The 11290-nt window shown below is 70.1% G+C and carries 10 protein-coding genes and 4 pseudogenes; 3 read left to right on the top strand and 11 right to left on the bottom strand.

The features are described from left to right. Positions 1-74: 74 nt before the first annotated feature. From A5701_RS02385 to A5701_RS02345, 8 genes and pseudogenes are all read right to left on the bottom strand, one after another. Positions 75-1148, bottom strand: a pseudogene (locus A5701_RS02385) (serine/threonine-protein kinase); the annotation flags it as partial. A gap of 101 nt (positions 1149-1249) precedes the next feature. Continuing rightward, positions 1250-1591: a hypothetical protein gene (locus tag A5701_RS02380; RefSeq protein ID WP_067748110.1), complete on the bottom strand. Its 342-nt coding sequence runs from the start codon at positions 1589-1591 to the stop codon at positions 1250-1252. 145 nt (positions 1592-1736) lie between these two features. Next, the gene (locus tag A5701_RS02375; RefSeq protein ID WP_067748108.1) at positions 1737-2420 is read right to left on the bottom strand and encodes a pyrimidine reductase family protein; all 684 of its coding nucleotides are present in this window, start codon (positions 2418-2420) and stop codon (positions 1737-1739) included. A 2-nt stretch (positions 2421-2422) separates the two neighbouring features. Beyond that, positions 2423-2920, bottom strand: a complete 498-nt coding sequence (locus A5701_RS02370) for a flavin reductase family protein (protein WP_067748106.1) — start codon at positions 2918-2920, stop codon at positions 2423-2425. A 47-nt stretch (positions 2921-2967) separates the two neighbouring features. Further along, positions 2968-3384: an ArsI/CadI family heavy metal resistance metalloenzyme gene (locus tag A5701_RS02365; protein ID WP_067748104.1), complete on the bottom strand. Its 417-nt coding sequence runs from the start codon at positions 3382-3384 to the stop codon at positions 2968-2970. 24 nt (positions 3385-3408) lie between these two features. Next, positions 3409-4831: pseudogene (arsB, locus tag A5701_RS02355) on the bottom strand (ACR3 family arsenite efflux transporter). A gap of 50 nt (positions 4832-4881) precedes the next feature. Beyond that, positions 4882-5205, bottom strand: coding sequence for a helix-turn-helix transcriptional regulator (locus A5701_RS02350; protein ID WP_067748100.1), 324 nt, complete (start codon positions 5203-5205; stop codon positions 4882-4884). Between the two features lie 38 nt (positions 5206-5243). Beyond that, positions 5244-6491, bottom strand: coding sequence for an APC family permease (locus A5701_RS02345; RefSeq protein ID WP_067748098.1), 1248 nt, complete (start codon positions 6489-6491; stop codon positions 5244-5246). A gap of 63 nt (positions 6492-6554) precedes the next feature. Between A5701_RS02345 and A5701_RS02340 the strand changes: the two genes are divergently transcribed. Together A5701_RS02340 and A5701_RS02335 are read left to right on the top strand one after the other, a co-directional pair. Continuing rightward, positions 6555-7289 (top strand): helix-turn-helix domain-containing protein, encoded by a 735-nt coding sequence (locus tag A5701_RS02340; RefSeq protein WP_231968704.1) that lies wholly within the window; start codon positions 6555-6557, stop codon positions 7287-7289. A 1-nt stretch (position 7290) separates the two neighbouring features. Next, positions 7291-8742, top strand: coding sequence for a multicopper oxidase family protein (locus A5701_RS02335; RefSeq protein ID WP_067748114.1), 1452 nt, complete (start codon positions 7291-7293; stop codon positions 8740-8742). Positions 8743-8748: 6 nt separating this feature from the next. Here A5701_RS02335 and A5701_RS02330 read toward each other — a convergent pair whose 3' ends face one another. Then, positions 8749-9873, bottom strand: coding sequence for an FAD-dependent oxidoreductase (locus tag A5701_RS02330; protein WP_067748096.1), 1125 nt, complete (start codon positions 9871-9873; stop codon positions 8749-8751). 161 nt (positions 9874-10034) lie between these two features. On the opposite strand from A5701_RS02330, the gene A5701_RS02325 reads away from it, so the two are divergent. Then, positions 10035-10835, top strand: coding sequence for a hypothetical protein (locus tag A5701_RS02325; protein WP_067748112.1), 801 nt, complete (start codon positions 10035-10037; stop codon positions 10833-10835). Positions 10836-10839: 4 nt separating this feature from the next. Here A5701_RS02325 and A5701_RS27165 read toward each other — a convergent pair. Both A5701_RS27165 and A5701_RS27160 read right to left on the bottom strand, forming a co-directional pair. Continuing rightward, positions 10840-11064, bottom strand: a pseudogene (locus A5701_RS27165) (LLM class F420-dependent oxidoreductase); the annotation flags it as partial. Positions 11065-11145: 81 nt separating this feature from the next. Continuing rightward, positions 11146-11290 (bottom strand): annotated as a pseudogene (locus tag A5701_RS27160) (hydroxylase); the annotation flags it as partial.

Genomic DNA, 11290 nt, shown 5'->3' with positions numbered 1-11290 from the left:
ATGACCGGCGGCCAGGGCTCGCGGGTGGGGACGATGTTCGGCCCCTACCACCTCAAGCGCCTGCTCGGCCGCGGCGGTTGCCCCCAGGGCGGCGCGACGCCCGCGGTGCTCGGGCCCCAGGTGGGGGCGCCTCCCCATCCCGTCGGCTGGGGCGTCGGGCCGCCGGGAGGTGTCGGCGCCCACATCGGGCCGGACGAGGGGGCGTGCGCGGGGGTGGCCTGGGCGATCCCGGCGGACTGCTGGCTGGCGAAGGCGGCAGGCATCCGCGCCACCTGGCTGCGTTGCAGGATGTCGGTGGCCCGGTCCTGGTCGGGTTCGGCGAGGGCCGCATACGCGGCCGCCGAGAGGTCACCGCAGGTGGCGTAGCGGTCCGCGGGATCCTTGGCCATGCCGCGGGCGATCACCCCGTCGAAGGCGGCCGGGATGCCTGGCCGCGCCGCGCTGGGCTTCGGGATCGCCTGGTGCAGGTGGGCGCCCATCACGCTGATCTGGTCGCCGGTGTACGGCGGGGATCCGGTCAGGCACTCGTACAAGACGCAGGCCAAGGCGTAGATGTCGGCGCGGTGGGTGACGTCGGAGTCGCTGAATCGCTCCGGGGCCATGTACTTCACCGTGCCCACCGTGGTGCCGATCTGGGTCAGCTTCTCGTCGGCGGTGGCGCTGGCGATGCCGAAGTCGACGAGGTAGGCGAAATCATCGCCGCTCACCAGGATGTTCTCCGGTTTCACGTCGCGATGCAGGACCCCGGCCGCGTGGGCGGCGTCGAGCGCCGAGCCGATCTGGCGGACGATCGCCACCGCCCGCGGCGGGGACAGCGGCCCGTACCGGCTCAGCATGCCGGCCAGGTCCTTGCCGTCGATCAGGCGCATGTCGACGTAGAGCTGACCTTCGATCTCGCCGAAGTCGTGGATCGGCACGACGTGCGGTTCCTGCAACCGGCCCGCGGTGCGGGCCTCGCGCTGCATGCGGGAGCGGAAAACGGGGTCGTTGGACAGTGTCTGCGACATCAGCTTCAGGGCGACCGTGCGCTCCCGGACCGTGTCCTCGGCCTCGTAGACATCACCCATGCCGCCGCGACCGATCAGCCGCCGCAGCAGATATGGCCCGAACTGCGAACCCTCCCGCGAATCCGCGGTGGTGTCACCCATCCCGACTCCTCAGTCACCGACCGTGCGCAGGCATAAGGCTAAGGTTTCACGGTCCGCCGGGCACGGCGAATAGCGAAAGCCAGCCGATCGGGACGCCGGGATTAACGGAGTTCGTCCTCACCGCCGGCGCGTTCAGTCAACCCTTCGCGGGACAGCGCGCGGACGAATCCGAAGGCCTGCATCCCGGCGGGGCCGGGGTTTTCGGTGATCCAGTCGTTGATCTTGCCGAAGGCGTTGGCCAGGTCGTCGCGCTTGACGCGGATCAGGTAGGTCATTCGGTCGTCGTCCGGGTCGTCGATGGATTCGGCGACGGCGACGGGATTCTTGAATGCGTAGGCGATACCGTGCACGGCGTCGTGGTTCAGCGCCCACTGAAGTTCGCTGGGCCGCAGCCGGTTCACCGCGAGATTGCGGTAGTCATGGTCGTCGTTTGAGCTGCTCACCTGGCCGATAGTCCTCCTGGTGTATGGCTCGAGAAAGTGGACGGCGAGGATCTGAAAACCATGCCGCGCAGGCGATTCGATATGGGCGTCAAACCGGGCATTTCCATCATAGGAAGGGCTTTCCCCGGCTGCATGTCGAGCGGAATCAGCGGCGATATCGCAAGAACACGTAACCGTCGCAAACCAGCGCGTGTTCGAGGCGCAGAGTCACCGGTGCGGGCAGCGGCGACGCGGTCGGGCGGCGGCCCACCGGCTGGCTCGCGGCGAGTTTGGGGGCCAAAGTCACGCAGATCTCATCGACGGCGTCGGCCTCCACCAACTCGTCGAGCAGGGTCGGGCCGCCCTCGCACAGGATTCGGTGCATGCCTCGTTCGCGCAGCAGCGCGACCGCGCGCGCCACGTCGACGGAGTCCTCGCCCGCCACCACGACCCGCCGCCCGTCGCCGGGGTCCTCGCGCGCCGCCGCCCGCGCGCACGTCACCACGATCGGTGGCTGAGCGGGGTCGCCGAGCAGCCTGGCCGGCAGCCGGCCGCTGCGGCTGACCACCGCGATCGGTGGCGGTGCGGCCGGGCCCCCGTCCGTGAGCCGCACCGGGCCGTAGTTCTCGGCGCGGGCGGTGCCTGCGCCCACCAAAACCACGTCGGCGAGGCCCCGCAGGATCTTCAGGAGCCGCTGATCGGTGGGGCACGACAGCGGCCCGGCCCGGCCGCCGAACGCTGCGGCGCCGTCGGCGCTGAAGATCATGTTGACCCGCACGCCCTGCGGGGGGTCGGCGTAGAACGATGCGAGCTCCGTGATGTCGGCGACGGTGCCCACGCGGGGAGCCACGGCTACGCCTCGTGGCCGGGTTCCAGATGCTGGACGTCCCCGAAGGACACCCAGCTCTCCAGCTCCTGCGGCGGGCGGCCGTCCACCGGCGCGAGCAGATGACCGACGTGGTCGCCCAGGGAGAACCGGTCGAGAATCTCGCCGGCGAACCAGGCGGCCGCGTCGTCGAGGATGGGCAGCCGCGCCGGGCCGCTGTGCCACGAGCAGCGGTCGAACTTGTTGATGGTGTCGCCGGTCTGGCTGCCGAACAGCTCCACGACGTCGAGGTGGTCGTGGTCGAACACGTGCACCGCCAGGTGAGTCGCCTTGGCGGCGACCCGGAACGTGTGGTTCTTCCGGGACAGGCCCACCAGGAAGCGGGGCGGGTGGATGCTGGTCTGGCTCGCGAAGCCCACCAGGCAGCCCGCCGCGACGCCGTCGGCGCGCGTCGTCACCACGTACATCGGGTAGTTCAGCACCCCGACCAGCTTTTCGAACGCGTCTTCTCCCGGGTCGGCCATCCGCTCAGTCTTCCCGTTCGGCCCGCGCCGGAACCGTGCGGTGGGTGCTAGGTCTGGCAGCAGGCGGCTTCGGCCTCGTCGGCGCCGGGTCCGAAGGTGTCGGAGTCGGCGATGACGGTGTAGACCTCCCAGCGTTCTCCGCCGGGCCCGGTGACCCACACTTTGTCCTGGTTGGCGAAGCAGCAGGTGGTGTCGAGCTCCGCCTCGGTGACCAGTCCGCGCTCGGCGAGGCGCGCGATCTCGGCGTGCACCGTGTCACTGTCCGTGACCTCCACGCCGAGGTGGTTGAGGCTGCCGCCGTGACCGGGGTTCTCGATCAGCACCAGTTTGAGTGGGGGTTCGGCGATCGCGAAATTGGCGTAGCCGGGTTTGACCTTGGCCGGTTCGGCGTTGAACAGCTTGGAGTAGAACGCGATCGCTTCGCCGAGATCATCGACGTTGAGGGCTAATTGCACGCGAGACATGGGGTGTCCTTTCTTCGGTGCGCGTTATGGCGTTGCGGTGGGCAGGAGTTCGGCGATCAGCGCTCGGACGCGCTGGGCGATGTCGTCGCGGATCGCGCGCACGGTGGCCAGCGGCTGGCCTGCGGGGTCGGGCACTTTCCAGTCGCGGTAGGACACTCCCGGGAAATACGGGCAGGTGTCGCCGCAGCCCATGGTGATCACGACGTCACTGGTCTGAACGTCTGCGCCGGTGAGGACCTTCGGGCGGGCCGCGGTCACGTCGACGCCCAGCTCGGCCATGGCGGCGACGGCGGCGGGGTTGACCTCGTCGGCGGGTTGCGTTCCGGCGGAACGGACTTCGATGCGGCCCTGCGCCAGCCGGCTGAGCAGGCCGGCGGCCATCTGGGAGCGTCCGGCGTTGTGCACGCAGACGAACAGGACGCTGGGCTTAGCGCTCATCGGCGAAAACCCGTGAACGCAGGGCGAGGGACACGTAGACCAGGCCGACCAGCACCGGCACCTCGATGAGGGGGCCGACCACCCCGGCGAGGGCCTGCCCGGACGTGACGCCGTAGGTCGCGACGGCCACCGCGATGGCCAGCTCGAAGTTGTTGCCGGCCGCGGTGAACGCGAGCGTGGCGGTGCGGGCGTAGCCGAGGCGCAGCGCGAGCCCCAGGGCATACCCGCCCGCCCACATGATCGCGAAGTACGCCAGCAGCGGGATCGCGATCCGGGCCACGTCCCACGGGCGGGAGGTGATCTGATGGCCTTGCAGGGCAAAGAGAATCACGATGGTGAACAGCAGCCCGTAGAGGGCCCACGGTCCGACGCGGGGGAGGAACCGCGTCTCGTACCAGTGTCGGCCCCGGAACCGTTCGCCGAGCCGGCGCGAGGAGTATCCGGCCAGCAGCGGGATCCCGAGGAAGACGAGCACCGCTTTGGCGATCTGCCATGGCGAGACGCTGATCCCGGTTTGGGGCAGGCCCAACCACCCGGGCAACACCGACAGGTAGAACCAGCCCAGCGCGGCGAACATGACCACCTGGAACAGCGAATTCAGGGCGACCAGCACGGCCGCTGCCTCACGGTCCCCGCAGGCGAGGTCGTTCCAGATGATGACCATCGCGATGCAGCGCGCCAGGCCGACGATGATCAGGCCCGTGCGGTACTCCGGCAGGTCCGGCAGCAGCGACCACGCCAACGCGAACATCACCGCCGGCCCGACCACCCAATTGAGCAACACGGAGGTGACCATCAGCTTGCGGTCGGCGGTGACCTCGTCGAGCCGGTCGTAGCGGACCTTGGCCAGCACCGGGTACATCATGACCAGCAGGCCGGCCGCGATCGGCAGTGAAACACCTTGAATGGCAACGGCGCCCAGGGCCGAGCCCAGGCCCGGAACGATTCGGCCGAGCGCCAGGCCGGCCGCCATTGCCGCGCCGATCCAGACCGGCAGGAACCGGTCCATGGTGGGGAGGCGGGTCGCGGCCGCGCTGGGGGCCGACGTGTGCGTGCCCGTCACGGCTGCAGCACCGACGAAAGTTTTTGTAGCGCTGCGGGAATCGCCCAGTAGTACACCCAGGTGCCGCGCCGCTCGCAGTCCACCAGGCCGGCGGAGCGCAACAGTTTGAGGTGATGGGAGATGGTCGGCTGCGACAGGTCGAAGGTCGCCGAGATCTCGCAGACGCAGGCCTCGCCGCCGGGGCTGCTGGCGATCAGGCTCAACAACCTCAGGCGCACCGGGTCGCCCAGCGCCTTGAACATCGCCGCCAGTTCCGACGCGTGGGACTCGGCCATGGCGGCCGTCCCCAGGGTGGGGCAGCATGCCTGCTGTTTCGACATTCTTCTATATAAGCATTTATCGAATCAGCGCGCCACCCCTATTTCGCGCGGGCCCGCCGGATCGCGTAGGCGGCGACGCCGATGGCCAGCACCGCCAGGCCGGACAGGACCGACGACAGGGGCATCGCGAACGCGAGGAGCACGCATCCGATGAGCCCGGTGATCGGGATCACCCGGTGGGGGCGGCCCTCGTCGCGCCCCAGGGTGAACGCCGACGCGTTGGCCACGGCGTAGTAGATCAGCACGGCGAAGGAGGAGAAACCTATCGCGTCGCGCAGATCGGCGGTGGCGGCCAGGATCGCCACCACGACGCCGATCAGCAGTTCCGCCCGGTGGGGGACACCGAACCGCGGGTGCACGGCGGTCAGCGCGTGGGGCAGGTGGCGGTCTCGGGCCATCGCCAGCGTGGTGCGCGAGACGCCCAGGATCAGCGCCAGGAGCGAGCCCAGCGCGGCGACGGCCGCGCCCACCTGCACGACGGGAACGAGCCAGCCCGCGCCGGCCGCCCGCACGGTGTCGACCAGCGGCGCCGTCGCTCGGCCGAGGCGCTGCGGCCCCAGCACCCCGAGCGCGGCCACCGCCACCAGGGCGTAGACGGCCAGCGCGATGGCGAGCGCGACGGGTATCGCGCGCGGGATGGTGCGTGCCGGGTCGCGCACCTCCTCGCCCAGAGTGGCGATGCGCGCGTAGCCGGCGAAGGCGAAGAACAACAGCCCCGCGGCCTGGATGACCCCGCCGATGCCGGCGCCCGCCGGTCGGAGGTGGTCGGCGACGGCCGTTCCCGAGGAGAACGCGGCCACGACCACCGCCGCCAGCACGGCCAGCACGAGCGCGACGATGGCGCGGGTGAGCCAGGCCGACTTCTGCACGCCGGCGTAGTTCACCGCGGTCAGTCCGACCACCGCGGCGACGGCCACCGGGTGGGCGTGCGACGGCCACGCGTAGGCGCCGATGGTCAGGGCCATCGCGGCGCACGAGGCGGTCTTGCCGACGACGAAGCCCCACCCCGCGAGGTATCCCCAGAATTCGCCCAGCCGCTCGCGGCCGTACACGTAGGTGCCGCCGGAGGCGGGGTAGCGCGCGGCGAGGCGCGCGGACGAGGTCGCGTTGCAGTAGGCCACCACCGCGGCAACCGCCAGGCCCAGCAGCAGCCCGGAACCCGCGGCGCGCGCCGCCGGGCCGAGCGCAGCGAAGATCCCGGCCCCGATCATCGACCCCAGTCCGATCGTCACCGCGTCGAACAAGCCCAGGCTTCGACGAAGCTCGTCGGTGTTGCTGTCGGCCATTCGGTCTCCTCACCGCTGCGCAGCGGCAAACCTATCAAATGGGTTTGATGTATTGTCTGCGACGTGGCGGCAGGCAGGACGGCGGTTCCGTCGCTGATGCAGATGGCCTCGCACCCGGTGCGCTGGGCGCTGCTGACCGAACTGGCGGGCGGCGACCTCCGGGTGCGGGAATTGGCTGACGCCGTTGACGAGCCCCAGAACCTGATCTCGTATCACCTGCGGCTGCTGCGCTCGGCCGGCCTCGTCGACGCGCGGCGCAGCAGTTTCGATGGTCGCGACACCTATTACCGGCTGAACCTGACGGGGTGCGCCGGGGCGTTCCGCGAGGCGGCGACGGCGCTGCACCCGGCGCTGGCGCCCGCGCCCGCCGCGAAACCGCCGGTGCGCTCGGTGCTGTTCTTGTGTTCGGGCAACAGCGCGCGCTCGCCCATGGCCGAGGCGTTGCTTCGGCGGCGGGGCCGCGGCCGCATCCGGGCCGCCAGCGCTGGCAGCCATCCCAAACCGCACCTGCACCGCAACGCGATACGGATCATGCGTGACCGGTACGGGATCGACCTCGGCGCGCAGCGGCCGCAGCCCTTGACCGCGGTGGCGCGGCGCCGTTTCGACTGCGTGATCACGCTGTGCGACAAGGTGCGCGAGTACGCGCGCGAGCACGGCGTGACCACCACGTTGCACTGGAGCGTGCCCGACCCGTCGGGCGCGGGTTATCCCGAATTCGGTTGGCTGGCAAGTGAATTGGACGACCGCATCGATTTCCTCCTGCCCGTCCTTGCTGCCTACCCGCGGGGGCGATGACGTGCCCCTGGATCGGCGTGACTTCTTCAAATGGGGCGGCGTGGCCGCGCTTGCCGCAAGTGGTGCCGCGTGCGAGCACCCCGCGCCGCCCGGCGGCGAAGCCGACTACACGCTGCGAATCGGCAGGGGCGCAGTCGAACTGGCGCCGGGCCACATCGTGTCGACGCTGACGTACAACGGGCAGTTCCCCGGCCCCCTGCTGCGGTTCAAGGAGGGCCGGCGGGCGGTGGTGGACGTGTTCAACGACACCGATTCCCCCGAGCAGTTGCACTGGCACGGTCAGCGGCTGGGCGTCGACGTCGACGGCGCGGCCGAGGAGGGCACCCCCTACGTGCCCGCCCACGGCATGCGACGGGTGTCCTTCGTTCCCGGGCCGGCGGGGTTCCGCTTCTACCACACGCACGTGGTGCCGCGCTCCGACCTGTCCCGCGGCCAGTACAGCGGACTGGTCGGTCCCGTCTACATCGAGCCAAGGCAGGACGCGGGCGCCTACGACCAGGAAATCTTCCTGACGCTCAAGGAGTTCGAGCCGTCGTTGAGCCGCGGCGGCGACATGGCCAGTGAATTCCTCGCCGGCGAACAGGAGCCGGATCTCAAAGAGCGCGGCGAATCGGCGATGAAGGCGTCGCTCGACCACGGTGACCCGCGCGGCTTCGAAGTCAGTTACGGGGCGTTCGCCGTGAACGGCCGCATGCTCGGTCACGGCGATCCGATCCGCGTGCGAACCGGCGACAGGGTACTGCTGCACGTGCTGAACGGCAGCGCCACCGAATCGCGCAGCCTGGCCTTGCCCGGGCACACCTTCGACGTGGTCGCGCTGGACGGCAACCCGGTGCCCAACCCCGCGCCGGTGCCGGTGCTCTGGCTCGGTGCGGCCGAACGCATTTCGGCGGTGGTCACCATGAATAACCCGGGCGTCTGGGTGCTGGGTGACCTGTCCGACGACGACCGCGGCCACGGCATGGGGACGGTCGTCGAATACGCCGGCCGCGGCGGGGATCCGCAGTGGACCGCGCCGCAGGCGTTCACATGGGACTACCGGCTGTTCGCGCGCCCCGCGCCCGTCCCGCCGCCCGATCACACCATCGAGCTGTTGATCGAGAAGCGCAATGCCGCCGACAACGGGTTCAACGTCTGGACCTTCAACGGCACGCCCTTTTCGATGGACACCAACCAACCGGTGCTCAATGTGCAGCGCGACAAGCGTTACCGGCTGCGCTTCCGCAATGCCAGCGACGACCTGCACCCGATGCACCTGCACCGGCACACGTTCGAAATCACCCACTTCGCCGGCACGCCGACGGCCGGCGTGCGCAAGGACGTCGCGATGCTGGGCGGCTACCAGAGCATGGACGTCGACTTCGTCGCCGATCAGCCCGGGCTGTCGCTGCTGCACTGCCACCAGCAGATCCACATGGATTACGGGCTCATGCTGCTGCTCAACAGCGCCTGACGCTCCCTAGCCCAGCGGATTGTTCTCCCGCACACCGCGATACATGCCCCACCGCACGATCCACGGCATCACCACGCGCTCGACCGACCACGTCGGGAATCGGAACGCGTGGCCGGTGGGCAGGAAGACCTCCAGCCCGTCGGGCTGGACGCCCACCAGCGATCCCCACCGCCGCGTCGGCGCCCGGTAGGTCCGCAACCGGCCGCCGCTGAGCTCGGCGCGCACGTTGCGGGCCACCAGCGCATCACCGCGGTTACGGGCAGAGCTGCGCAGCGGGTCGGTTGCCGCGACGTCGCCCACCGCGAAGACGCCACGCTGTCCGGGCACCCGCAGCTCCGGCGTCACCCGAACGAACCCGCGCTCGTCGAGCAGCTCCGCGGGCAGCCAATCGGTATTGGGCCGCACCCGCCCGATCGCCCACAGCACGGCGTCGGCTGGGACCGGGGCTTGCCCGGTGCTCCAGTGCACCGGCTCGCCGGTGATCTCCTCGCCCGCGAAGTCGTCGGGCAGCACGGCGCGGTGGCCCGGGTGGATGCCCACGCCCAGGCCGGTGAGCCGGCGCCGTATCCGGTCCCAACTTCGGGGGTGGTATTCGGTCAAAGCGCGCGGGCCGGGAAAGTACAGGTCGACCCGCTTCCCGGGCCAGGTGGTGGCCAGGTTCAGCGCGCTGCTGACCGCCGCCGCGCCGCCGCCCACGACGACGACCGAATCGGCGGCGGCCAGCCGGCCGTGTGCCGCGCGCAGCTCCGCGCCGACCTCGGCGGCCGACTGCAGCGTCGGCCGGCGCCAGAAGCCGTTGCTGACCCCGGTCGAGATGATCAGCGCGTCGAATTCCTCGGCGAGTGTCGTGCCGTCGGCCCCTTTGCCCAGCACGGCGCGGCCGTCCAGGTCCAGGCCGGTCAGCCGGGCCTGCACCGTGCGCACCCGGTCCAGGCGCCGGAACCTGTCGAACGGAATCCAGTAGTCGCGCGCCCAATCGTCCGGACGGGAGAGCCGGACGCCGAGTTCCTGACCGCTGACCAGCGCGGGCTTGACGGAAATGCCGACGACGTCGGCGTGCGCGGACAGCCGGATCGCGGCCAACACACCCGCATCTCCGAGGCCGGCAATGACGACACGCTTGCGGTTCATGTCGCTATCCTGCCTGGGATGGAATTCGGGTCCGTCCCCTGACCAATCGATTGCCGGGAGCACGTTCCTTGGTCGCCTCGCCCCACAGCGATCGCATCGACCGCCGCGCGGAACCGCAGCGGTCGATGCACCCCCGCGCGCGTGCCGTCCTGCACGCCGCCGTGCGCGCGTCGGCCCCCCGCCCGGACTCCGCCCGGCGGGCCGCCACGGACTTCGAGAAGCCGGGCCTGGCCGCGGCGGTGGCCGCGGAGATCCGGTGGGCGTTCACCGCGCCCCGCACCTGGCTGATGGGCGTGGTCGCCAACGTGATCTTCGCCGCGGCCTGGCTGCTGGTGCAGCCGCTGACCGTCGGCCGCCATCACACCGACTGGGTGATCCTGGTGGGCACGTACTTCTCGTCGTGGGTGCTGGCCGACGTGACCACCACCAATCTGTTCGGCGCCGACCACTACCGCGTGCTGGCGGGCCTGTCCGCCGGCGTGCCGTTCTGGCGGATCCTGCTGATCAAGAACCTCGCCCTGCTTGCCATCGTCGGGCTGCCGACCCTGCTGGCGGCCATGGTGTTGACGCTGTGGTTGGAAACGCCGGGGCGGCTGGGGATCACGATCCCCACCGTCGCCGTGCCCATCGTGTCCTGGCTCGGGGTGGGCAACCTGATTTCGGTGCTGCATCCGGTCAGCGTCGAGCCGCTGATCCGGCGCTGGCGCCAGCGGGGCGATCGGCGCCGCACCCGCAGCTGGCTGGCGGTCCTGACCCTGCCGTACGCGTTGTACTACGTCGCCGACCCGATGAACGGGGTTGAGCACAAGGTGCTTTGGACGAAGGTGCCCGCGATGATCTGGCCGGTGTTCGGGCGCGACACCAAGAGCTTCGTGCACCTGGCGATCGCCGTGGCCATGTGGCTCTTCGGCACGGCCGCCGCGCTGTTGTGGGTGCGCAGGCGGGGGCTGACGATCAGGTAATCGGTTACGGCACTTTGGGCTTGATCTCCTCGATCACCCATTGTGCGTAATCGAGGGATTCGTCGACACCGCTGAGGGCGGGGATGGGCACGGCGCCGGCGCTCATCCCCGGGCGCCCATTCGGATCGTCGCGTGCGACGTGTCCTTCCCCGACCCGGTTGGTGCTCAGCCCGTGCATCACCTCGAACGGCCGTCCGTCATAGGCGGGCTGGGACTTGATGTAGTCGATGTCGTTCGTCTAGATGGTGATGTAGCCCAGGCTTTTCAGGTCGGTCAACGTGACGCGCCTCCTCTGGCTGTCTCGGCCCAGTTAAATCATCGCCCGGAGTGGACCCTGCGGGTCGACGCCCAGCGAACTCAGTGCCGACGCGTGGTAGGTGGTTCCAGGCATGTGGATGGCGTGCAGCTGGCCGACATGGACGTCGCGCCAATACCGTTGCAGCGGCTTGTCCATG

The organism is Mycobacterium sp. E3305 (genome assembly GCF_001666785.1).
In the GTDB taxonomy this organism is placed as follows: domain Bacteria; phylum Actinomycetota; class Actinomycetes; order Mycobacteriales; family Mycobacteriaceae; genus Mycobacterium.
Note: the sequence above shows the minus strand (reverse complement) of the source record. Positions and strands in the feature narration are given on the sequence as shown.

Bases quoted from the DNA above. Each gene is read 5' to 3' on its own strand.
- A5701_RS02330 (WP_067748096.1), bottom strand. From the start codon at position 9,873: ATGAACCGCAAGCGTGTCGTCATTGCCGGCCTCGGAGATGCGGGTGTG.
- A5701_RS02370 (WP_067748106.1), bottom strand. From the start codon at position 2,920: ATGGCCGACCCGGGAGAAGACGCGTTCGAAAAGCTGGTCGGGGTGCTG.
- A5701_RS02345 (WP_067748098.1), bottom strand. From the start codon at position 6,491: ATGGCCGACAGCAACACCGACGAGCTTCGTCGAAGCCTGGGCTTGTTC.
- A5701_RS02350 (WP_067748100.1), bottom strand. From the start codon at position 5,205: ATGTCGAAACAGCAGGCATGCTGCCCCACCCTGGGGACGGCCGCCATG.
- A5701_RS02365 (WP_067748104.1), bottom strand. From the start codon at position 3,384: ATGTCTCGCGTGCAATTAGCCCTCAACGTCGATGATCTCGGCGAAGCG.